This window comes from Pseudomonas sp. NFACC13-1, assembly GCF_900104425.1.
GTDB lineage: Bacteria > Pseudomonadota > Gammaproteobacteria > Pseudomonadales > Pseudomonadaceae > Aquipseudomonas > Aquipseudomonas fluorescens_AA.
Genome location: NZ_FMXV01000015.1, coordinates 73716 through 95123, shown reverse-complemented (window position 1 = coordinate 95123; position 21408 = coordinate 73716). Strand labels below are relative to the sequence as shown.

22 protein-coding genes are annotated in these 21408 nt (G+C 61.2%); 2 read left to right on the top strand and 20 right to left on the bottom strand.

Going from position 1 to position 21408, the window contains the following annotated elements; translation table 11 throughout:
* Window positions 1-141 precede the first annotated feature (141 nt).
* The 14 genes from BLQ55_RS19020 to BLQ55_RS18955 form a co-directional block, all read right to left on the bottom strand.
* Entirely contained in the window at window positions 142-945 is an 804-nt protein-coding gene (locus BLQ55_RS19020; protein WP_092204678.1) for a transglutaminase family protein, read from the bottom strand.
* A complete protein-coding gene (locus tag BLQ55_RS19015; protein WP_092204677.1) occupies window positions 942-1892 on the bottom strand; it encodes an alpha-E domain-containing protein in 951 nt (316 codons plus the stop codon). Before BLQ55_RS19015 ends, BLQ55_RS19020 begins: the two co-directional genes overlap by 4 nt.
* 9 nt (window positions 1893-1901) lie before the next feature.
* Complete coding sequence (locus tag BLQ55_RS19010) at window positions 1902-3311, bottom strand: circularly permuted type 2 ATP-grasp protein (protein WP_092204676.1); 1410 nt, start codon at window positions 3309-3311, stop codon at window positions 1902-1904.
* Between the two features lie 389 nt (window positions 3312-3700).
* A complete protein-coding gene (locus tag BLQ55_RS19005; RefSeq protein ID WP_003179463.1) occupies window positions 3701-4042 on the bottom strand; it encodes a ribonuclease E inhibitor RraB in 342 nt (113 codons plus the stop codon).
* 201 nt (window positions 4043-4243) lie between these two features.
* Window positions 4244-4480, bottom strand: coding sequence for a hypothetical protein (locus BLQ55_RS19000; RefSeq protein ID WP_092255853.1), 237 nt, complete (start codon window positions 4478-4480; stop codon window positions 4244-4246).
* Between the two features lie 140 nt (window positions 4481-4620).
* Complete coding sequence (locus tag BLQ55_RS18995) at window positions 4621-5229, bottom strand: START domain-containing protein (protein ID WP_092168574.1); 609 nt, start codon at window positions 5227-5229, stop codon at window positions 4621-4623.
* 53 nt (window positions 5230-5282) lie between these two features.
* On the bottom strand, window positions 5283-5537 hold the full coding sequence (locus BLQ55_RS18990; protein WP_060741261.1) for a YkgJ family cysteine cluster protein: 255 nt from the start codon (window positions 5535-5537) through the stop codon (window positions 5283-5285).
* Between the two features lie 149 nt (window positions 5538-5686).
* Complete coding sequence (locus BLQ55_RS18985; protein WP_092255851.1) at window positions 5687-6166, bottom strand: translation initiation factor 2; 480 nt, start codon at window positions 6164-6166, stop codon at window positions 5687-5689.
* An 85-nt stretch (window positions 6167-6251) separates the two neighbouring features.
* Window positions 6252-7694, bottom strand: coding sequence for an aminotransferase-like domain-containing protein (locus BLQ55_RS18980; RefSeq protein WP_092204672.1), 1443 nt, complete (start codon window positions 7692-7694; stop codon window positions 6252-6254).
* Between the two features lie 200 nt (window positions 7695-7894).
* Window positions 7895-8704, bottom strand: coding sequence for an OmpA family protein (locus tag BLQ55_RS18975; RefSeq protein ID WP_092204671.1), 810 nt, complete (start codon window positions 8702-8704; stop codon window positions 7895-7897).
* Window positions 8701-9060 (bottom strand): DUF4398 domain-containing protein, encoded by a 360-nt coding sequence (locus BLQ55_RS18970; protein WP_072406275.1) that lies wholly within the window; start codon window positions 9058-9060, stop codon window positions 8701-8703. Before BLQ55_RS18970 ends, BLQ55_RS18975 begins: the two co-directional genes overlap by 4 nt.
* 9 nt (window positions 9061-9069) lie before the next feature.
* Window positions 9070-9894, bottom strand: coding sequence for a substrate-binding periplasmic protein (locus BLQ55_RS18965; protein ID WP_092204670.1), 825 nt, complete (start codon window positions 9892-9894; stop codon window positions 9070-9072).
* A 91-nt stretch (window positions 9895-9985) separates the two neighbouring features.
* Entirely contained in the window at window positions 9986-10915 is a 930-nt protein-coding gene (locus BLQ55_RS18960) for an electron transfer flavoprotein subunit alpha/FixB family protein (protein ID WP_092204669.1), read from the bottom strand.
* A 2-nt stretch (window positions 10916-10917) separates the two neighbouring features.
* Window positions 10918-11667, bottom strand: coding sequence for an electron transfer flavoprotein subunit beta/FixA family protein (locus tag BLQ55_RS18955; protein WP_092255848.1), 750 nt, complete (start codon window positions 11665-11667; stop codon window positions 10918-10920).
* A 544-nt stretch (window positions 11668-12211) separates the two neighbouring features.
* Here BLQ55_RS18955 and BLQ55_RS18950 point away from each other — a divergent pair.
* Entirely contained in the window at window positions 12212-13876 is a 1665-nt protein-coding gene (locus tag BLQ55_RS18950) for an electron transfer flavoprotein-ubiquinone oxidoreductase (RefSeq protein ID WP_092255844.1), read from the top strand.
* A 183-nt stretch (window positions 13877-14059) separates the two neighbouring features.
* On the opposite strand, the gene BLQ55_RS18940 is transcribed toward BLQ55_RS18950, so the two are convergent.
* Window positions 14060-14950 (bottom strand): AraC family transcriptional regulator, encoded by an 891-nt coding sequence (locus BLQ55_RS18940; RefSeq protein WP_092201951.1) that lies wholly within the window; start codon window positions 14948-14950, stop codon window positions 14060-14062.
* A gap of 178 nt (window positions 14951-15128) precedes the next feature.
* On the opposite strand from BLQ55_RS18940, the gene BLQ55_RS18935 reads away from it, so the two are divergent.
* The gene (locus tag BLQ55_RS18935; protein ID WP_092255841.1) at window positions 15129-16181 is read left to right on the top strand and encodes an NAD(P)-dependent alcohol dehydrogenase; all 1053 of its coding nucleotides are present in this window, start codon (window positions 15129-15131) and stop codon (window positions 16179-16181) included.
* 6 nt (window positions 16182-16187) lie between these two features.
* Here BLQ55_RS18935 and BLQ55_RS18930 read toward each other — a convergent pair whose 3' ends face one another.
* The 5 genes from BLQ55_RS18930 to BLQ55_RS18910 form a co-directional block, all read right to left on the bottom strand.
* Window positions 16188-16991, bottom strand: a complete 804-nt coding sequence (locus tag BLQ55_RS18930; RefSeq protein ID WP_072406290.1) for an IclR family transcriptional regulator — start codon at window positions 16989-16991, stop codon at window positions 16188-16190.
* 59 nt (window positions 16992-17050) lie between these two features.
* Window positions 17051-18361, bottom strand: coding sequence for an MFS transporter (locus tag BLQ55_RS18925; protein WP_060741253.1), 1311 nt, complete (start codon window positions 18359-18361; stop codon window positions 17051-17053).
* Window positions 18362-18539: 178 nt separating this feature from the next.
* Window positions 18540-19688, bottom strand: coding sequence for a galactonate dehydratase (gene dgoD / locus BLQ55_RS18920; protein WP_003179439.1), 1149 nt, complete (start codon window positions 19686-19688; stop codon window positions 18540-18542).
* A 49-nt stretch (window positions 19689-19737) separates the two neighbouring features.
* Window positions 19738-20358, bottom strand: coding sequence for a 2-dehydro-3-deoxy-6-phosphogalactonate aldolase (locus tag BLQ55_RS18915; RefSeq protein ID WP_003204208.1), 621 nt, complete (start codon window positions 20356-20358; stop codon window positions 19738-19740).
* 19 nt (window positions 20359-20377) lie between these two features.
* Complete coding sequence (locus BLQ55_RS18910; RefSeq protein WP_092201947.1) at window positions 20378-21358, bottom strand: 2-dehydro-3-deoxygalactonokinase; 981 nt, start codon at window positions 21356-21358, stop codon at window positions 20378-20380.
* Between the last annotated feature and the right edge of the window lie 50 nt (window positions 21359-21408).

The following is a 21408-nucleotide window of genomic DNA, read 5'->3' as shown; positions in this document are numbered from 1 at the left end:
CCGCTACCACTGTGACGAGGTTGTCCCCTCAAGCCGTAGGAGCTGACGAGTACAACGAGGCTGCGATCTTTTCCTCGACGCTTGAGTTTCAAGCAAAAGATCAAAAGATCGCAGCCTTCGGCAGCTCCTACGGAGGCGAGGTTATTGTTGTTGCACCGTGATCACCGGCGCCGGAGTCACGACCAGCTTGGCATGCATCTGCTCGCCACCACCGCCGCGGCGCATGCCACGCACTGGGCAGGCGTCCAGGTAATCCAGGCCCACGGCCAGTTTCAGGTGGCGCTCCGGGCGGGCCAGTTGGTTGGTCACGTCGAAACTGTACCAGGCGTCGTCCAGCCAGGCCTCTGCCCAGGCATGGCTCGCCAGGTGCTCGCTCTCTTCGCTGAACAGATAACCCGACACATACCGCGCCGGCACACCCAGGCTACGAGCGCAGGCCAGGAAGGCATGGGTATGGTCCTGGCACACCCCGCTACGACCGGCGAACGCCTGGGCTGCGCTGGTCTCGACTGCCGTGGTGCCAGGGGTGTAGATCATGTGCTGGTTCAACCCATGCATCAGGTCGATCAACGCGGTGCGGTCGCGACGCTGCTGGCATTGCTGCGCGGCGAAGTTTCGAAGGGCCTCGTCCGCCTCGGTCAGCCGGGTGAAGCGCAGGAATGGCAGCGCCGACTGGCTCTCGTGTTCGGCTTCGCGCAACGGATCGATATCCACCTGTCCGCGGGCGCCGATGATGACCGTTTCGTGGGGTTCATCCAGGGTCAGCACGTGCAGGATGTTGCCAAACGGATCCAGTTGCGCCCGCACCGGCCGTGGCAAATCAAGCTGCCAGCTCAGCACATGCTGGCGTTCGCTGTCGTGGGGCGTCAGGCGCAGGTACTGGATGCTGGCGCGAACCTGATCGTCATAGTGGTAGGCCGTTTCGTGGCTGATCGAGAGTCTCATATGACCTCCAGGTAGGAACTGTGAATGGTGTTGCCCAGTTCACGGACCAGTGGGATGAATTCGGTGAGCCAGGCATGCAGGCCCCCGTCGAGGATTTCATTGATGCCGGTGTAGCGCAGGCGTGCGTCCATTTCCGCCGCCAGCCGTTGTGCCTGCCGACCGTTGGTGCCCGGCAAGCTCGCGAGGATCTGGTCGATTTCTTCGGTACAGGCACGCAGCGAGCGCGGCACGTCGGCGCGCAACAGCAGCAACTCAGCCACATGGCGAGCGCCCGGGGCCTCACGATAGATCTCGGTGTAGGCCTCGAAGGACGACAAGGCCCGCAACAAGGCGCTCCATTGGTAGTAGGCGTGGGCCGTGCCGTCGCTGACTGCGTCGGCCTGGTCGCCGGCCATTTCGTAGCGGGCATCGAGCAAGCGCAGGGTGTTGTCGGCCCTTTCGATAAAGGTCCCCAGGCGTATGAACCGGAACGCGTCGTTACGCATGATGGTGCCGTAGGTCGCGCCACGAAACAGGTGCGAGCGCTCCTTGATCCACTCGCAGAAACGGCTCATGCCGTAGCGATTCAAGCCTTGCTGGCCGATACCGCGAATTTCCAGCCAGGTGGCGTTGATGTTTTCCCACATGTCGGCGGTGATTCGGCCACGTACCGCATGGGCACTGGCCCGCGCGGAACCGAGACAGCTGTAGATGCTGGCCGGGTTGGCCGCTTCCAGGGCAAAGAAATGCAGCAGGCGCTCGGCGTGCAGATCGCCGTGTCGCTCCCGGTAATCGTCCAGCGTGCCAGTGATCAGCAATGGCATGGCCAGTTCGTGCAGGCCGTCGCCACGCCCGTCCTGGGGCATCAGTGACAACGAATAACTGACGTCGAGCATCCGCGCGAGGTTTTCCGCCCGCTCCAGGTAGCGCGACATCCAGTACAGGTCCGAGGCGGTTCTACTCAGCATGGCAGCTCCTCAATCCTCGACCACCCAAGTGTCCTTGGTACCGCCACCCTGGGATGAGTTCACCACCAGGGAGCCTTCGCGCAGCGCCACCCGTGTCAACCCGCCAGGGACCACGCGGGTCTCGCGGCCGGCCAGCACAAACGGGCGCAAGTCGATGTGACGCGGGGCGATGCCGTTCTCGACAAAGGTCGGGCACGTCGAGAGCGACAGCGTCGGCTGGGCGATGTAGGCGTGCGGCCTGGCCTTGATCCGCTCGCGAAAGGCATCGATTTGCGCCGTCGTCGCAGCCGGCCCCACCAGCATTCCATACCCGCCGGAGCCCTGGGTTTCCTTGACCACCAGGTCGGGAAGATTCGCCAGTACATGGGAAAGCTCTGCAGGATTACGGCACTGCCAGGTGGGAACGTTCTTCAGGATCGGCGCTTCGTCCAGGTAAAAACGGATCATGTCGGTGACGAAGGGGTACACCGACTTGTCATCCGCCACCCCCGTGCCGATGGCATTGGCCAGCACCACATTGCCGGAACGGTAGGAGGACAACAGCCCTGGTACACCGAGCATCGAATCCGGATTGAAGGCCAGTGGATCGAGGAACGCGTCGTCGAGGCGACGGTAAATCACATCCACCGCCTTCGGCCCGTCGGTGGTGCGCATGAACACTTTGTCATCCCGTACGAACAGGTCAGCGCCTTCCACCAACTCCACGCCCATCTCCCGGGCCAGGAAAGCGTGCTCGAAAAATGCACTGTTGAAACGCCCCGGCGTCAGTACCACGACGCTGGGGTCGTCCAGCGGACTGGAGCTTTTCAGGGTGTCGAGCAGCAGGTTCGGATAATGATCGATGGGGGCGATGCGCTGGGCGGCGAACAGTTCGGGAAACAGGCGCATCATCATCTTGCGGTCTTCGAGCATGTAGCTGACGCCGCTGGGCGTACGCAGGTTGTCTTCGAGCACGTAGTAGGTGCCGTCACCGTCGCGTACCAGGTCGACACCGCAAATGTGCGCGTAGATGTCACGGTGCAGATCGAGCCCTTGCATCGCCAGTTGGTACTGTTCGTTGGCCAGCACCTGTTCGGCGGGGATGATGCCGGCCCGGATGATCCGCTGTTCGTGGTAGAGGTCGGCCAGGAACATGTTCAGCGCCTTGACCCGTTGGATGCAGCCACGTTCGACCACCCGCCATTCGCTGGCCGGGATGCTGCGCGGGATCGTGTCGAACGGGATCAGGCGCTCGGTCCCCTGCTCGTCCCCGTAGAGCGTGAAGGTGATGCCAGCACGGTGAAACAACAGATCGGCTTCGCGCCTGCGTTGCGCCAGCAGCTCGTCAGGCGTGTCGGCCAGCCAGCGGGCAAACGCCTGGTAGTGCGGGCGGACCTGGCCGTCGGCATCGTACATTTCATCAAAACCGCTGCGGATCATGCCGTGCTCCTTGTCACCCTGGCAGCAAGGCTTCGCAAGCCCCGTGCCATCGGCATAAACGCTTTATGATCAACGGGTTGGAATCTCCATTGAGAGGCCGCGCACTTTTATGGTGCGGCAAATGCCCCCAACCCGCCGCCCCCCGCTTCATTGCGACGCAGGGGCGTCGCTCTCCTGAGCATAGCCATGGAAAAACGAAGCGGCTTGGTCTGGATACAGTTAGGTACAAAACCTGGGGAAGTGATTGTGGTGTGTCAGCGGATAAGATGTTGATCGTGCAGCCGCCATCGCGAGCAAGCTCGGCTCCCACAGGGACCCTCGGTTAGCTCACAGACATGAAAACGGCCGACACAAAGGTCAGCCGTTGCTGTGGTTGCGATGAGTGACTGTCAGGCCTGCAGGCGCCGGATCTCTTGCTTGACGCCCCAACCCTCGATAACACCCCCCAAGGGTTCGACAACTGCCTCGAAGTCTTGCTCGAAGTCGCCAATATCATCGTAAGTGGCGTACATCACCCGGCTCAGTTCCAATGACCAAGCCCCGTCGTCCCGTGCGCTGATCTGCGCGTTCAACGATTCGCCCCGAAAATGACCTGCCGCCCTGCGCGCCCGCTCCTCGTCCGGGAAAATGGCGTAGAACTCAATGGGATGGAATCGGGAAAAATCGAAACCGCCTTCTTTCATGCGGCGCAATACGCTGGTGCTGATGTCTTCTTGATAGGCTGTGCTCATGAAACGTCCTCCTAAAACCGATGGATAGACTTTCCGTCTTCCCGTGCGTGAAGCCTTCAGGCTGCAAGCGATACGGCATCAAATGGCCGTCGGGACACAAGCATGTAGCTGACAAGACCGGACCTTGGCGATCCTTTCGCTGATCTCAATTGCAGAGTAGCCGCAAGTGGTGGCCACTGCCAAGCGAGACCAGGCAACGTTTCATGAAATCGGTGTAATGCTGAGGATTTCGATACTGTTCTGGGACTTGAGGTTCTTGACTGTCGGGTCTTCGGTGCGGTCCACCAGGTCGTTGAGGTCCAACTGGGTAAGCACGGGTAGCAACCTTTCGCGAATCAGTTGGGCGGCCTGCTCCATGGTGGGTTGGTGGTCATAGTCGAACTGCTCGACGGTGGTTTCACCGTGATCGTCAATGAAAGTGATTTCCCACTTTTGCATCAGTGTCTCCTTGATCAATTCAGGGCCTGGCTTACCTTCATCTCGACATTGGGGGGCGGACAATCGTTCCGCTGGGTGCTTGGACGGTACCCAATGAAAAGACCGCCTCGGGGGCGGTCTCTCTTGTGCAGCCTTGGTGATCACTTTTCGGCGCGTTCCTTCAGGGCCTTGAGGGTGTTGAACGGCGCATCCACCACGAACTTGTTCGCCAGCCAGGACGGCACGTCCCCACCCGGCTCGGTGTGGACCTGATAAACGACTTCAATCTGGTCCGCGCCCTTTGGCGTAAATTTCCAGAAACCGTCAACCTGGGCCACCCGTACGAAACCTTGCTCCTCAGGCAGGTATGTCGGCACGCCTTTGAGCTTGCGGGTCAGGCTGCCGTCGGCCCCCTCCTCGGTGGTGACTTCCAGCACCGAGTCCCGTGGTGTCACCGGCCATGGCGTGTTGAATTGGGTATAAGTCCAGCTCTTGTCGCCTTCGTGCTTGAGCAGTTTCTGGCTCTTGCACTCATGAATCCAGGCGCAGGCGCCGGGAACGTCTTCCTGCAGGGCCCGCAGCTTGGCCATGGTGGTTTTCATCACCGTCACGCCGCGATAGGCCTTGTACTTGGAGCCCGCCACTTCACTGAGGGAAACCTTGATACCCTCCTTCTCCTTGGCAACCTGCCAGTCCTCTGCCTGGGCGGTGGCCGTCGCCAGCAACACGGTCAACCCACACAACACAGCCATACGATGCAGCGAACCCATAGTTTTTTCCTTATTGTCCAAGTTCGTTCATTTCGGATCTGTTCATTGACCCATTACGCTGCCGTGACTTGCTCCCACCAACCGATCAAGCGGATAGCCTCTTCACGGCTGCCGCCGCACACCTCGATGTCGGCTTCGAACGCCGAGCACACCGCCGGACGCTCCGGCTGGCCGAAGATCCGGCACAGGTTATCGACCGACAGTTGCACACAACGTTCTCCCGCCGGTTTGCCTTGGGGCATGCCAGGGATAGGTGAGCTGATGGAAGGGGCGATGCAACAGGCGCCACAGCCTTCACGGCACTTCATGACGACAACATCCTCGCGGCGGGTAATGATGAATAACAGAAGACAGAGTAACGGCTAAAACACTCGTTTTAAATTACCGTCTGCGTGTTTTTTTACCGTTGGCCAAATGACCGAACGGTCAGCGACGAGCTGCATGTCCAGTGGAAGGCTTACTGCTTGAATTCGAAATCCAGCGCTGCGCCTTCCACCTCGTTACGCTCCTGATTGCGCAGCGGCAGTTGCATTTCATTGCTCAACAACCGGCCATTGAGCTGGAACGGTCCGGGTTTATCTCCGAACATGGACGGCAAGAGCGGTTCGCGCTTGAGCGGCGCAACCTTACCCGGTGGCTCCAACTGCTCGACCATGTCATGGGGCAGGCTCAGGTCCAGCTTGGCCGGCGGCAATGGAGTTTTGGCGACCTCATGGGCGGATTTGCTCTTGGAAGCAATGGGCGCACGCTTTTTTTTCTTCGTCGCAGTCGCCTTTTTAGCGGAAGGCTTCTTGGCCACTGCGGTTTTTTTCGGCGCATTCTTCGTGGCATTGATGGCCGGTTTTTCCTGCGCCGGAGCCGCCAAGACGACGCCTCCCATTTGGAAGACACTGAACAGGCCGATCAAAATCCAGGCAACAGGAACATTGGCTTTCATAGACACAACGGTACTGACGGCAGAAAACCCCATGCTCGCCTGATAATGAGGCGCTGACAAGCACATCAAGCTAAACCGCTGATTTCTATAGGAGCCCGTTGGCCGTTTCTTGGCACAATTGAGTCGCCAACAACCCCAGCGTCATCAAGGCCCGCTCTGCCTCACGGTTCCAGGGGGTACCGCAGTTCAAGCGAATGCAGTGATTGAATTGCTCGGTGTTACTGAAAATCAGCCCTGGCGCGATACTGATGCCTTGTTGCAGCGCCCGCACATGCAACTCCTGGGTATTGACCCGTCCCGGCAGGCTGACCCACAGGATGAAACCGCCGTTGGGACGGCTCATTTGCGTGCCTTCGGGGAAGTGCTGTTGCACCGCCAGCTGAAAGGCGCTGAGGTTCTTGCGGTACTCCTGGCGGATATAGCGCAGGTGCCGGTCATAGCCGCCGTTTTCCAGGTAGGCGGCAATGCCCATCTGCGTGACGCTGCACGCCGAGTGAGTGCTGAAGGTCTGGAGCCGCTGGATTTCCTGCTGGAATTTCCCCGCGATCATCCAACCGATGCGCACACCCGGCGACAATGTCTTGGAAAAGCTCGAACAGTAGATGACCCGGTCTAGCCGATCGTAGGCCTTGAGGGCCTTGGTGCGCCCCTGCTCGAACATCAGCTCGCCATAGATATCGTCCTCGACGATCTGGATGTCGAAGTCCGACGCCAGGCGCAGCAGTTGCTTTTGCCGCTCCTCGGGCATGGTGCCGCCGAGGGGATTGCTCAAGCGCGTGGTCAATACCAGCGCCTTGATCGACCACTGGTTGGCCGCCAACTGCAAGGCCTCCAGGCTCATGCCGGTGACCGGATCGCTGGGGATCTCGATGACCTTGAGGCCCAACAGATCCGCCAGTTGCAGCAAGCCGTAATAGGTCGGCGACTCGGCGGCGATCAAGTCCCCCGGCCGCGTCAGCACCCGCAAGGACATCTGTAGCGCATCGACGCAGCCGTGGGTGATCACCACCTCGGAAGGGTCCACCACGACACCGGCATCGCGCATGCGAATCGCCACCTGGCGCCGCAACGGCTCGAAGCCCGGGCTGAACATGTAGCTGAACGCCCGTGGGCTGTGGAAGCGCGTGACCTTGGCCAACTGCTGATGCAAGGCCCGGACAGGCAGGTACTCGACACTCGGCACCGCCGCGCCCAGGGGGAACACCCCTTCGCGGCGCGACTCGACCAATACCTGCTGGATGATGCTGCTGCGCGTCACCAGGCCCGGGCGCTCTACCCGGGCAATGTCCGGCGTCGGTGCCGTCAGGGCCGGTGTCTGGTGCACGTAGTAGCCCGATTGCGGCCGTGCGCGAATCAGCCCCTGATCTTCAAGGTTCGCGTAGGCCTGCAACACCGTGGCGTGGCTGACGTTGAGCTGCGAGCTCATCTTGCGCACCGAAGGCACGCGTTCACCGGGCTGATACACACCGCGCCGGATGTCTTCAGCCAGCTGTTGAGCAATACGTTGATAGAGCAGGAGGTTAGTCATGACGCAGCACTCGATTTCACGGGCATTTTATTCTTGTGGGAAACGATACCGGAACAGTTTAGAAGTGTACTGGGACAGTTGCCAGATTACTCGACAGTACAGTGGAGTGACAGCTCTAACTGTACTCATCGCGCATCGATTGCAGGGCCAAAAAAACCCGGCGCCTTCTACAGGGGCCGGGCTTTCCAGTGACGCAACCCTTAGCGGGCGGCGCCGAGCTGGCCTTTTTCGTCGGAAAACACAATTTCAACGCGACGGTTCTGTGCCCGGCCCCGCTCGGTAGCGTTGACGTCCACCGGGTACTCATCACCGTAGCCTTCGACCTGGATGCGCTTTTCATCGATCCCCAGGTCCACCAGCACATCCGCAACCGACTGTGCGCGGTCTCGGGACAACTTGAGGTTTTCCTGCTTGCCGCCCGTGCTGTCGGTGTACCCCTCGATACGCACCACGCGCTTGGGATTGAGCTGCAAGAACTGCACAATCTTGAGCACCACCCGGTTGGCCGAATTCTTCAGTTCCGCTTCGCCGGTGTCGAACAGCACGTCGCCCAGGGTCATTACCAGGCCGCGATCGGTCTGGGTGGTCGCCATCGCCATGATCTGTTCTTCGAGCCATTTGCCCTGCTGCTGCACACTCAGCAACTTGGATTCGCGCAGGGCCAGCTGCAGGCGCTGGCGCTCCAGTTCGAGCTTCGCCGCGCGCTCTTCGTTGAGCACCTGATTGCTGTGCTCCCGGGCGATCGCACTGTAGCGCTGGCTCAGGTAGGCGTAATGCTGCACATCCTCGCCGCTGCCCCAGTAGCTGGACAAGCGATCGGCACGGGCCAGGGATTCACCGGCGCGGATCACGTCCCGGGGCGCGGCACGCAATACGTTGGCGTCTTCCTTGACCTTCTGGAAATCGGTGCTGGCCTGCTCGAGCGCCGCTTCGCTGCGTTGGCCGGCGCAACCATACAAGCTGGCCAGGCCGGCGAGGACCAGACCGCCCAATACGTGGGAGTGCTTCATTGGGCGTCCTCCCTCAGCTGTTTGCGCAAGCGCTTGATGCGGGTGTCGAGCACGTTCAGTTGCTCCTGGCTCTTGAGGGTCAGCACCTTCGCTTCGGCCAGGCGGGCGTCGAGTTCAGCCTGTTCGGCCCGCATGCGCGCCTTCTTGTAGGACTCGTCGGCCATGTTGGATTTGGCGCGGGCGAATTTTTCTTCAGCCAGTTTCAATTCGGGCACTTCGTCGGCAGTAGCGCCAACGGCCCGGGCTTGCTGCAGTGCCTGTTCGGTCAGGCGGATCTGTTCATTCGGCGCCGGATCGGCTGCGCAGCCCGCCAGAGCCAGAACGGCCAGGGCAGCGAAAAGAGGTCGAATAGTCACTAATGTTCCCTACTGTTTTGGGGCACTGACAGGTGGCTGCAACTGTGTTTTCCAGCGCTCGAGATTGCGCTGCAACACAGCCTCCGTCAGACCGGACGCGGCCAATTCTGTCATCTTTTGCGCCAGCTGTCCGCGTAACCATGGGTCGTTGCAGGCGGAGTTATGGGAAACCGCGAGGAACAGCCCGGGTCTGTCCACCGGTTGCGGTGCGGCTTGCAGGTCGTTGGCCATGCCCAGTGTCTGCGCCATCGCCAGGCCCGAATAGCGACCCGCCAGGACATATTCCACCTCTCCCAGCAGCAATTTCTGAAAAGCCTGGGTCAGGTTAGGCGTGCGCACCAAGGTTAATTTCTGCTCAGCAAAAACGCCAAATCCCTGGGTCATACGAGCCTTTTCCGACAGGGCCCCGGAATGTCCTTGGAGGTCTTCGGGTTGATTGATGACCAGTGCCGAATCCTTGCGGGTCCAGACCAGGTAATCGTTTTCCAGCAAGGGCGGGTGGACGTAGTCCAGCGCTTCAAGCCCCGTACTGGTCAGTGGCGCATCGGTGAGCAGGTCCATGCGCCCACTGCGCACTTCGTCCAGTGCCTGGGCACGCTTGCCAGCGTAAAGCAGCTCGATCTTGATCCCCAGTTCGCCCGCCACTTGCGCCAGCAGGTCTGCGCCAGCGCCGATCAGGTGCTTGGGGTCCTGAGGGTCTTGCCAGAGGTAAGGCGGCGCGTCCGGGCTGCCGGTGGCGATCAGCCGTTCACATTTGCCGGCGGCGACAGACAGGCCCGGCATGACCGCCAATGTCCATAGCAACGACCAGCCGGTCAAACGACGCAGATCCATGGCGATACGCTCCCCTTGCAGCGAAACAATCAGTGCGGAAAATAAAAAGCCCGGCCAAAGGGCCGGGCTCTTTATAAGTGAAGACGCCGGATTAGACCAGCTTCTCCAGCTCAGGGATGGCTTCGAACAGGTCCGCTACCAGGCCATAGTCGGCCACCTGGAAGATCGGCGCTTCTTCGTCCTTGTTGATCGCTACGATCACCTTGGAGTCCTTCATGCCGGCCAGGTGCTGGATCGCGCCGGAAATACCGACGGCGATGTACAGCTGTGGCGCAACGATCTTGCCGGTCTGGCCGACCTGCATGTCGTTGGGCACAAAACCTGCGTCGACCGCCGCGCGGGAAGCGCCGACAGCAGCACCCAGCTTGTCGGCCAGGGCGTACAGGTGCTTGAAGTTGTCACCGTTCTGCATGCCACGGCCGCCGGAAACGACGATCTTGGCAGCGGTCAGTTCAGGACGATCGGACTTGGCCAGTTCTTCGTTGACGAAGCTGGAGATCCCGGCGTCGTGGGCAGCCCCGACGGCTTCGATGGCAGCCGAGCCACCTTCGGCGGCAACCGGGTCGAAACCGGTGGCGCGGACGGTGATGACCTTGACCGATGCGGTCGATTGCACGGTGGCAATGGCGTTACCGGCGTAGATCGGACGCTTGAAGGTGTCGGCGCTTTCGACCGAGATGATCTCGGAGATCTGGTCGACGTCCAGCGCAGCGGCGACGCGTGGCAGGATGTTTTTGCCGTTGGAAGTGGCGGCCGCCAGGATGTGGCTATAGCCCTTGCCCAGCTCGGCTACCAGCGGCGCAATGTTCTCTGGCAACTGGTGTGCGTAGGCGGCGTTGTCGGCCGACAGCACTTTTGCCACGCCCGCGATTTTCGCAGCGGCTTCGGCAACGGCGCTTGCGCCCTGCCCGGCCACCAGGACGTGCACATCGCCACCGATTTTGGCGGCAGCAGCAACGGTGTTCAGCGTGGCCGGAGCCAGCGCGTTGTTATCGTGTTCGGCGATTACCAAGATAGTCATGTTTAGATTACCTTCGCTTCGTTTTTCAGTTTCTCGACCAGTTCAGCCACCGACTTGACCTTGATGCCCGCGCTGCGTGCAGCCGGTGCTTCGACTTTGAGGGTCTTGTTGGTGGAGGCGGTGGAAACGCCCAAAGCGTCAGGCGTCAGCACTTCAAGCGGCTTCTTCTTGGCTTTCATGATGTTTGGCAGGGACGCGTAGCGCGGCTCGTTCAAACGCAGGTCGGTGGTGACGATGGCCGGCAGTTTCAGGGAAACGGTCTGCGCGCCGCCGTCGATCTCGCGAGTCACGGCAACGCTGTCGCCGGACACTTCGACTTTGGACGCGAAGGTGCCCTGGCCGTAGCCGCTCAATGCCGCGAGCATCTGGCCGGTCTGGTTGTTGTCGCTGTCGATGGCTTGCTTGCCGAGGATCACCAGCGATGGCTGTTCCTTGTCGACAACGGCCTTGAGCAGCTTGGCCACGGCCAGGGAAGTCAGGTCTTCGGCGGATTCGACGAGGATGGCGCGATCGGCACCCAGTGCCAGCGCGGTGCGCAGTTGTTCCTGGGCGGTGGTCGGGCCGATGGAGACGACGACGATTTCCGTTGCCACGCCTTTCTCTTTCAGGCGTACGGCTTCTTCCACGGCGATCTCGCAGAAAGGGTTCATCGACATCTTGACGTTGGCGAGGTCGACGCCGGAGCTGTCCGCCTTGACGCGAACCTTGACGTTATAGTCGACCACTCGTTTGACAGCTACAAGAACCTTCATGGATTCCTCGTTACTCTCCGGTGAAAAAAAGTCGCCTAGGCGAACCTGGCGGTTGATGCTCATGGGCGCAAGGGCACCTCTAAAAACGCCGGCATGAACTACACATGACCCTGCTCACGGGAGTGAAGACCATTCGTCAGTGATGACCGATGGGTCATTCATTATCGCGGCGTGTAAACTGCGCCTCGGAACCGCGCAATACGTCACTTTGTGCTGCCTTCGCCCTGTCTTTAGAGGTGCTCTTGAAACCAACAGTCAGCCTACGGCGAGCGCAAAACCGCCCGTATCTTGACCGGAACACCTATTCCGGTCAATACGGCAAAATGGTCAGTCATAAGCCGTACGTCAGTGATTTATCTGGGCTGCGGCAATTTCAAACAAACGTTTGTATTGGACCCTGAGAGTGGTGTAGATATAATGCGCCGCTTAAGAGAGACCCGCGGTTCATCCATTGTCGCTTTCGTCGCTTTTCGCGAAGGAAACAACGGATGCGACGCCAAACCTCCAATTAGAAAAACTGTGAGCCTTGAGTAGGAGATAGCCTGTGGAACGCGAATACATGGAATTCGACGTGGTCATCGTCGGTGCCGGCCCCGCTGGCCTGTCTGCCGCTTGCCGACTGAAACAGAAGGCCGCCGAAGCCGGTAAGGAAATCAGCGTCTGCGTGGTCGAAAAAGGTTCCGAAGTCGGTGCGCACATCCTCTCCGGCGCGGTGTTCGAGCCCCGCGCCCTGAACGAACTGTTCCCGGACTGGAAAGAACTCGGCGCGCCGCTGAATACGCCTGTCAAACGCGATGACATTTATGTCCTGAGAAACGCCGAGGCCGCGAGCAAAATCCCTGACTTCTTCGTGCCCAAGACCATGCACAACGAAGGAAACTATATTATTTCCCTGGGCAACCTGTGCCGCTGGCTGGCCCAGCAGGCCGAGAACCTGGGCGTGGAAATCTACCCCGGCTTCGCCGCCCAGCAAGCGCTGTTCGACGAAAATGGCGTGGTACGCGGGATCATCACCGGCGACCTGGGTGTCGACCGCGAAGGCAAGCCGAAGGAAGGCCTCTACACCCCCGGCATGGAATTGCGTGGCAAATACACGCTGTTCGCCGAAGGCTGCCGTGGTCACATCGGCAAGCAGTTGATCAAGCGCTTCAACCTGGACAGCGAGGCCGACGCCCAGCACTACGGCATCGGCCTGAAGGAAATCTGGGAAATCGACCCGGCCAAGCATCAACCCGGCCTGGTGGTGCACACCGCTGGCTGGCCGCTGGACATCATGGGCACCGAGAACACCGGCGGCTCCTTCCTCTATCACCTGGAAAACAACCAGGTGGTGGTCGGCCTGATTATCGACCTGTCCTACAGCAACACCTTCCTGTCGCCGTTCGACGAGTTCCAGCGCCTCAAGCATCACCCGGTGCTCAAGCAGTACCTGGAAGGCGGCAAGCGCGTCAGCTACGGCGCCCGTGCCATCTGCAAGGGCGGCCTGAATTCGTTGCCCAAAATGGTCTTCAAGGGCGGCGCGCTGATCGGTTGCGACCTCGGCACCCTGAACTTCGCCAAGATCAAGGGCAGCCACACCGCCATGAAATCCGGCATGCTCGCCGCCGAGGCCGTGGCCGATCGCTTGTTCGCCGAGTCCGAAGGCGGTGATGAACTGACCGCCTACGTCGACAACTTCAAGAACAGTTGGCTGTACGAAGAACTGTTCGCCAGCCGCAATTTCGGCGCGGCGATCCACAAGTACGGCGCGATCATCGGCGGAGGTTTCAACTGGCTCGACCAGAACATCTTCGGCGGCAAAATACCGTTCACCTTGCACGACAACAAGCCGGACTATGCCTGCCTCAAGCTGGCCGCCGATTGCAAGAAGATCGACTACCCGAAACCGGACGGCAAGCTCAGCTTCGACAAACTCAGCTCGGTGTTCATCTCCGGTACCAACCATGAAGAAGAACAACCCTGCCACCTGAAGCTGACCGACCCGAGCATCCCGATCAGCAAGAACTTGCCGCTGTACGACGAACCGGCCCAGCGCTACTGCCCGGCTGGCGTGTACGAAGTGGTGACCAAGGAAGACGGCGAGAAGCGCTTCCAGATCAACGCCCAGAACTGTGTGCACTGCAAGACCTGCGACATCAAGGACCCGGCGCAGAACATCACCTGGGTGTCGCCGGAAGGCGCTGGCGGGCCGACTTACCCGAACATGTAAGCCGACACGCTGAACATCGAGGCTCCCGCAATGGGGGCCTTTTTGTTGCCCGCCATCCAAGGAACACCGCAACCCAATGTGGGAGCGAGCTTGCTCGCGATGACGGCAGCCCATTCAACATTGATGCAAGCTGAACCGCCGCTATCGCGAGCAAGCTCGCTCCCACAGGTGAACATCACAGGATCAGGCGGCGCGCTCTTCCCCGGGGTTGCGCTCGAAGTAGCGCTTGTACTCCCGACTGAACTGCGACGGGCTCTGATACCCCACCTGATGCGCCACCTGGGCCACACCCATGCCGTCGATGAGCAGCAGCCGCTGGGCCTTGAGCAGGCGCAACCGCTTGAGGTACTGCACCGGCGAGAGCAAGGTGCTGCGCTTGAAATGCTCATGAAAGGTCGAGGCGCTCATGTTCGCGCAACTGGCCAGTGTCTCGACGTTCAGCGGCTCGGTGAAATGCGCATGCAGATGACTCAGGGCAGCGGCAATCCGAGCGAATTGCCCATGCTGCTCCACCAGCGCCCGCAATACGTCGGCCTGAGGCCCGCGCAACGCGACGAACAGCAACTCCCGCAGCCGCGCCTGGCCCATGACCTGGCACTCCAACGGATCGTGCAAGCAGCGCAACAAGCGCTCGACACATCCACGCATGGCGTCATCGAGCACTGCGCAGGTCATTGATTCCGGCGTCTGCGGCGCCAGGTTTCGACCCGGCACCAGCCCCATGGCCAACACCAGTTCCCCCAGCATCGCCCGATCGATCGCAACGGAAACCCCAAACAGTGGAGCATTGGGCATGGCGTAGGTTTCGCATTCGAATGGCACCGGCAAGGCCTGGATCAGATAATGCCCGGCGCCATATTCCAGCGTGCGCGGCCCCAGATACGCCAGTTTGCTACCCTGGGCAATGATCACCAGACTCGGTTCGTAGAGCTGCGGGCCACGCGCGACGTCCTGGCTGGCCCGAAGCACATGTACGCCGGGCAGTGGCGTCGGGACGAAACCGTCGCGGGTCGCCAAGGGTTCTATCAATGAGACCAGCGTAGCGTTGGCATCGAGATGGCGGGTCAACAACATGGCGAAAACTTCACGAAAAAAGGGATGAAACCATCATCGCAGGTCTGGCGTCACATAGGATCAAATCCTGGCCAAGACCGGAGGATTAGGCATGACAGGCGGAGGAATTACCATCGCCGCCTGCCGCCAGGACTCCCAGAATGAAACCCTCACCGTTCACTGCTTAGCGAGGTCCATCATGTACACAGCCATCGGATATGCCGCCCAATCGCCCTCCGCTCCCCTCGCCCCGATGAAGTTCGAGCGCCGCAGCCCGCGAGCCGACGATGTGGCGATCGACATTCTTTACTGCGGTGTCTGCCACTCCGACATTCACCAGGCCCGCAACGAATGGGGCATCGCCGTTTATCCACTGATGCCCGGCCATGAAATCATCGGCAAAGTCACCGCCGTCGGCGCGGATGTCACCCGCTATAAAGTCGGCGATCTGGTGGGCGTTGGCTGCATGGTCGATTCCTGCCGCGAGTGTGAAGCCTGTCACGCCGACCTGGAGCAATACTGCTACCAAGGCATGACCCAGACCTACGCCAGCCCGGACCGTATCAGCGGCGGCCACACCATGGGCGGTTACTCCAACAGCATCGTGGTCAAGGAGCACTTTGTGCTGCGCATCCCGGCAGCACTCGACCCGGCCAGTGCCGCGCCGATTCTCTGTGCTGGCATCACCACCTACTCGCCGCTCAAGCACTACGGCGTGAAGGCCGGCGACAAGGTCGGCGTGCTGGGCATGGGCGGCCTCGGCCACATGGGCATCAAGTTCGCCAAGGCCATGGGCGCCGAAGTCACGTTGTTCACCCGCTCGGCCAGCAAGGCCGAAGAAGCCCGTCGCCAGGGCGCCGACCATGTGATCGTGTCCACTGACGCCGAGCAGATGGCTGCCGCGGCCGGACGCTTCCACTTCCTGCTGGACACCATTCCGGTGCAGCACGACCTCAACCCCTACCTCAGTACCCTGCGGTTCGACGGTGTACACATCCTGGTGGGCCTGGTCGAGCCGATTGATCCGCCAGTCCATGCGGCCAACTTGATCATGGGTCGTCGTGTCCTGGCCGGCTCGTTGATCGGCGGTATCGCCGAAACCCAGGAAGTGCTGGACTTCTGCGCCGAACACAACATCAGCTGCGACATTGAAATGCTCGACATCCGCCAGATCAACGAGGCCTACAGCCGCATGATCGCCGGGGACGTGAAGTACCGCTTCGTCATCGACATGGCGACGCTCAAGGCCTGACGTTCGTCAGACCTTGGCGCCTAGCTCCGCCGACAGCCGGGCTGTGACCCCTTTGACCAGGGGAATCAGCTCGGCCATCTTTTCCAGGGGCATGTACGGCACGGTGCTGGCGATGCTGATACCAGCGACGATGCGCTTGCCGGCGTCACGGATCGGCGCCGCCACACAGCGAATCGACGGTTCGTTGTCCTCCAGGTCGAAAGCGTAGCCCCCCGCCACGTACTCCAGCATTCGTTGCTGGAACTGCTCCCAGGACTGCTCCTGATGCTGGGGCCAGAACTGATTTTTCCCACCCGCCGGCAGGCTGATTTCATACAGCCGCTTCCATTGTTCCTGAGTGTCATCGAGCATCAGCGCCTTGCCGATCCCGGTGCGCGCCAACGGCATGCGATGGCCTACGCGCGAACGCATTTCCGGGCCGTTACGCCCCGGATTCTTCAGCAGGTACAAGACTTCGTCGCCCTCGCGAATCGCCAGGTGAACGGTGTCTCCGGTCAGCGCCGACAGCTCGTCCAGGTACGGCCCCGCCAAGCTCACCAGTGGCAGTTCTTCCCGGGCCTGGAAGCCCAACTCGATCAACTTCGGCCCTAGCAGGTAACCCACTTGCGGCACCACGCGCAGGTAACGCTCGTCCACCAGGCAACTGGCCAGGCGATGGGTGGTGCTGCGGGTGGTGCCGATCAGCCGGGCGATTTCCTTCAAGTCACGGGCGCCGCTGGCGACCGCCTGGACCACGCCCAGACCACGCAGCAATGTCTGCGTGCCTGTAGGCGCGGCGTCCTTGGTGATTTTTGGATCGTCTTGCTGCATAGCCGGCCTTCAACAGTGAGCGGGGAACGGGCGGCATTATGGTCGCCCGCCCCGTCGGACTACAACTCGATGCGCTCGACCTTCCCGACCAGCAGGATGTAGGACAGCGCGCCAGCCAATGCCAGGACAGAGATATAGGTAATGGCCGGGGCGAACGAATCGCCGCTGGCGAGGAAGCCAATCACGATCGGCGTGGCGATGGCCGCCAGGTTACCGATGAAGTTGAACACCCCGCCGGTCAACCCGAGCAATCGTGCCGGGGCCAGGGTCGACACCAGCGACCAGGTGATCGACGCCAGGCCATTGCCGAAGAACGCCAGGGCCAGGAAAGCGATCACCAGCGGCGTCGACTCGACAAAGTTGGCGCCGATGATCGAGGTCGAGATCAGCAGCCCACCAATGATCGGCAGCTTGCGCGCGAACCCCACGGTGGCGCCGCGACGAATCAACCAGTCGGAGAAGAACCCGGAGCACAGCACGCCGACAAACGCCGCGAGGAATGGCAACGACGCCAGCAAGCCGGACTTGATGAAATCCATGCCGCGATACTTCACCAGGTAGGTGGGGAACCACGTCAGGAAAAACCACAGCGTGGAGTTGAGGCAGAACTGCCCCAGGTAAATGCCCCACAACTTGCGTTGCGTCAGGACGATGCCCAGGTCGGACCAACTGAATTTCGCCTTGACCTTGGCGGTATCGGCCTGGATATCCACCAGCCCGCCGCCTTCACGGATCAGCTCGATTTCGGCGGCGTTGGCGCCTTTGAAATCCCGGGGCTCGCGATACACCGCGTACCAGATTACCGCCCAGAGAATCCCTACCGCGCCCGTGGCGACAAACACCATGTGCCAGCCGAAGGCGTGTTGCAGCCAGGCCAATACCGGCGTCAGGAAGGCCAGCCCGACAAACTGCCCGGAGGTGTAGAAACCGATGGCCGTGGCCCGCTCGCGCTCGGGAAACCAAGTGGTCACCACGCGACTGTTGATCGGATAAGCCGGCGCCTCCAGAGCACCGACCGCCATGCGCAGCACGAACAACGCGATGAAGCTGGCGGCGAACCCCAGCATCACCGTGGCTACCGACCACAACAGCAACGCCACGCTATAGAGAATGCGCGGCGGCACACGGTCCACCAGCCAGCCACCGGGAATCTGCATGGCGGCGTAGGTCCAGCCGAACGCCGAGAAAATCAGCCCGACGTGGATGGGGTCGATGCCCAGGTCGCTGGTCAGCGCGGGGGCGGCAATGGAGAGGTTGCTGCGGTCCAGGTAATTGATCACCACGGTGATGAACAGCAGGACCATGATGAAAAAACGCTTGCGGCTGGGCGTCACCAACGACGCCTGCGCGCTCAGGGTGTGCGCTTGCATGTGAGGTGCCTCTTCTTATGTTTATTGAGGAAACGGGTGCATCGAAGAAGATCTCCCTGCTTGCGAAGATCAAATTGTGGGAGCGAGCTTGCTCGCGATGAGGATGTGTCAGTTGGCACATGTGTGACTGATACATCCTCATCGCGGGCAAAGTCGCTCCCACAGGGTCAGGCCTGACTCACCACTCGGCAAAACTGCCATCGGCATGGCGCCAGATCGGGTTGCGCCAGCGGTGGCCGATGGCCGCGCGTTCGATGACGTATTCCTCGTTGATCTCGATGCCCAGGCCCGGGCCATTGGGGATCTTCACGAAGCCCTTGTCGTAGTCGAACACCTGCGGATCCTTGATGTAGTCCAGCAGGTCGTTGCTCTCGTTGTAGTGGATGCCCAGGCTTTGCTCCTGGATGAACGCGTTGTAGCAGACCGCATCCAGCTGCAGGCACGCCGCCAGGGCGATGGGGCCCAGTGGGCAGTGCAGCGCCAGCGCCACGTCGTAGGCCTCGGCCATGTTGGCGATCTTGCGGGTTTCGGTGATGCCACCGGCGTGGGATGCGTCCGGCTGGATGATGTCCACGTAGCCCTCGCTGAGCACGCGCTTGAAATCCCAGCGGGAAAACAACCGCTCGCCCAGGGCAATCGGGGTGCTGGTCAGCGGCGCCAGTTCCTTGAGGGCTTCATAGTTTTCGCTGAGCACCGGCTCTTCGATGAACATCAGTTTGTAGGGGTCGAGTTCCTTCATCAGCACTTTGGCCATCGGCTTGTGCACCCGGCCGTGGAAGTCCACGCCAATGCCGACGTTCGGTCCGACCGCATCGCGCACCGCCGCCACGTTGGCCAGGGCCAGGTCGACCTTCTCGAAGGTGTCGAGGAACTGCAGCTCTTCGGTGCCGTTCATCTTCACTGCGGTGAAGCCCCGCGCCACCGCCTCTTTCGCAGCGCGAGCGGTGTCCGCCGGCCGGTCGCCGCCGATCCACGAATACACACGGATCTTGTCCCGCACCTGGCCGCCCAGCAGGTCGCTGACCGACACGCCCAGGGCCTTGCCCTTGATGTCCCACAACGCCTGGTCGATGCCGGCCAGGGCACTCATGTGAATGGCCCCGCCGCGGTAGAAGCCGCCGCGATAGAGCACGGTCCAGATGTCTTCGATGTTGCGAGGGTCTTTGCCGATCAGGTAGTCGGACAATTCTTCAACGGCAGCCGCCACCGTATGGGCACGGCCTTCGACCACAGGCTCGCCCCAACCGGTCACGCCCTCGTCGGTCTCGACCTTGAGGAAGCACCAGCGCGGCGGAACGATAAACGTGGTCAGCTTGGTGATTTTCATCTTGTTGGCTCTCTTGTCAGATGCAGCGCACGGAGCGCTGGAAAAGTCTTCAGTTCAAGGCATTCCATGCGGCCACATAGGCCTTGGCGCGCACCGCCACTTCATCCGCTGTCAGGCCCGGCTTGAACAACCCGGAACCGAGGCCGAAACCCTTGACGCCGGCTTCGACGAAGACCGCCATGTTGTCCGGCGTAATCCCACCCACCGGCACCAGCACGGTCCCGGCCGGCAGCACCGCGAGCCAGGCCTTGACCACCGCCGGGCCCATTTGCTCGGCGGGGAACATCTTCAGCACATGGGCGCCCTCGGCGAGTGCGGCGAAGGCTTCGGTGGGCGTGGCGACGCCTGGCGACAAATACAAGCCCGCCGCTTTCGCCGCACGCAGCACCTTCGGATCGCTGTGGGGCATGACGATCACTTGGCCACCGGCGGCTTTCACCTGTTCCACCTGTTCCGGCGTCAGCACGGTGCCGGCACCGATCAGGCAATCGGCGGGCAAGGTACTGCGCAGGATGCGAATACTTTCGTACGGCTCGGGGGAATTGAGCGGTACTTCGATGACGCGAAATCCGGCGCTGTACAGAACCTCGCCAATGGCCGCCGCCTCTTCGGGACGCAAGCCACGCAGGATCGCGATCAGCCCGTTGTGCGCCAGTGCTTGTGTGAGCATGTCAGACCTCCAGTCAGGTTCAGGGGGCGGTGGAATCGAGCAACCCGGCCGCCACGGCCAGTTGCCACAAACCGCGTTCGGTGGCCTGTTCGGCCAGGACCACCCGGGCGAAACCGCAGGCGTCGAGGGCCCGTTGATAACGGACACAGAGTTGGGAGTTGCCGATCAGCACCACCGTCGGCAGGTGCAGGCTGTCGCGGCGTCGGCGTTGTACCTGGGCCAACGCCGTCAGCTCATGGCCGATCAACAGGCCCGAGAGGTAGTCCGCTTGGGCACTGGCGCTCAACTCGCCGGTCAAGCCCAGGCTGCGGGCACTGAACACGGTGGACAACGGGCCGATCTGGCCGTCCACCGACAATGCCACTTGCACGCCGCGATCAAAGGCCACGCCATCGAAGGTCGCACTCCGTTGCTGGGTGCGGCCGAGAATGCTGTGGTCACTGAGCACGGCGAAGATCTCGCCGGTCATGAAGGTATCGAAATGCACGATGCGGCCATCGGTCACTTCCACCCATTTCGAATGACTGCCGGGCAGGCCGATCAGCACCGCTTCGTCCGGCAGGCTGTGCAAGGCACCGAGCACTTGGGTTTCTTCGCCGCGCATGACATTGGGCAAGCGTGAACGCTGGATCACGCCCGGCACGATGTGCACATCGACACCGCGAAGGCTGCGAACGCTTTGCAGGGAATGTCCGAGATTGGCGACGTTGGCGGGTGTGTCGCAGTACGGCGCTTCACGCCAGCCCTGCGCACTGCCGACCATGCCACAGGCAATGACAGGCAAGCCTGGCTGGGCATCGAGCCAGTCGCCGCAGGCCTCGTCGAAGGCCAGCTCGAAACCGTCGATGCATACCTGGCCGGCCACGTTTCGTGGCCCCGTGGGCAACTGCATGATCCCCGACGACAGCGAACGCTGCTCGAGCACCTCGCCACCGGCTGCGAGTTTGTAAGCCCGTAATGAGGTGGTCCCCCAATCGAGCGCGATCAATTGCGCCTGCATCCGCTTCACCTGTTTTGTTTTTTGGCAGTGAGTGAGACGGACTATAAACC

Coding starts and splice junctions, on each gene's coding strand:
- BLQ55_RS19015 (WP_092204677.1), bottom strand. CDS start 1,892: ATGCTGAGTAGAACCGCCTCGGACCTGTACTGGATGTCGCGCTACCTG.
- BLQ55_RS18940 (WP_092201951.1), bottom strand. CDS start 14,950: ATGTTGTTGACCCGCCATCTCGATGCCAACGCTACGCTGGTCTCATTG.
- BLQ55_RS19010 (WP_092204676.1), bottom strand. CDS start 3,311: ATGATCCGCAGCGGTTTTGATGAAATGTACGATGCCGACGGCCAGGTC.
- BLQ55_RS19000 (WP_092255853.1), bottom strand. CDS start 4,480: ATGCAAAAGTGGGAAATCACTTTCATTGACGATCACGGTGAAACCACC.
- BLQ55_RS18960 (WP_092204669.1), bottom strand. CDS start 10,915: ATGACTATCTTGGTAATCGCCGAACACGATAACAACGCGCTGGCTCCG.
- BLQ55_RS19005 (WP_003179463.1), bottom strand. CDS start 4,042: ATGAGCACAGCCTATCAAGAAGACATCAGCACCAGCGTATTGCGCCGC.
- BLQ55_RS18910 (WP_092201947.1), bottom strand. CDS start 21,358: ATGCAGGCGCAATTGATCGCGCTCGATTGGGGGACCACCTCATTACGG.
- BLQ55_RS18930 (WP_072406290.1), bottom strand. CDS start 16,991: ATGCAGCAAGACGATCCAAAAATCACCAAGGACGCCGCGCCTACAGGC.
- BLQ55_RS19020 (WP_092204678.1), bottom strand. CDS start 945: ATGAGACTCTCGATCAGCCACGAAACGGCCTACCACTATGACGATCAG.
- BLQ55_RS18975 (WP_092204671.1), bottom strand. CDS start 8,704: ATGAAGCACTCCCACGTATTGGGCGGTCTGGTCCTCGCCGGCCTGGCC.
- BLQ55_RS18985 (WP_092255851.1), bottom strand. CDS start 6,166: ATGAAAGCCAATGTTCCTGTTGCCTGGATTTTGATCGGCCTGTTCAGT.
- BLQ55_RS18925 (WP_060741253.1), bottom strand. CDS start 18,361: ATGCAAGCGCACACCCTGAGCGCGCAGGCGTCGTTGGTGACGCCCAGC.
- BLQ55_RS18935 (WP_092255841.1), top strand. CDS start 15,129: ATGTACACAGCCATCGGATATGCCGCCCAATCGCCCTCCGCTCCCCTC.
- dgoD (WP_003179439.1), bottom strand. CDS start 19,688: ATGAAAATCACCAAGCTGACCACGTTTATCGTTCCGCCGCGCTGGTGC.
- BLQ55_RS18915 (WP_003204208.1), bottom strand. CDS start 20,358: ATGCTCACACAAGCACTGGCGCACAACGGGCTGATCGCGATCCTGCGT.
- BLQ55_RS18965 (WP_092204670.1), bottom strand. CDS start 9,894: ATGGATCTGCGTCGTTTGACCGGCTGGTCGTTGCTATGGACATTGGCG.
- BLQ55_RS18990 (WP_060741261.1), bottom strand. CDS start 5,537: ATGAAGTGCCGTGAAGGCTGTGGCGCCTGTTGCATCGCCCCTTCCATC.
- BLQ55_RS18995 (WP_092168574.1), bottom strand. CDS start 5,229: ATGGGTTCGCTGCATCGTATGGCTGTGTTGTGTGGGTTGACCGTGTTG.
- BLQ55_RS18980 (WP_092204672.1), bottom strand. CDS start 7,694: ATGACTAACCTCCTGCTCTATCAACGTATTGCTCAACAGCTGGCTGAA.
- BLQ55_RS18955 (WP_092255848.1), bottom strand. CDS start 11,667: ATGAAGGTTCTTGTAGCTGTCAAACGAGTGGTCGACTATAACGTCAAG.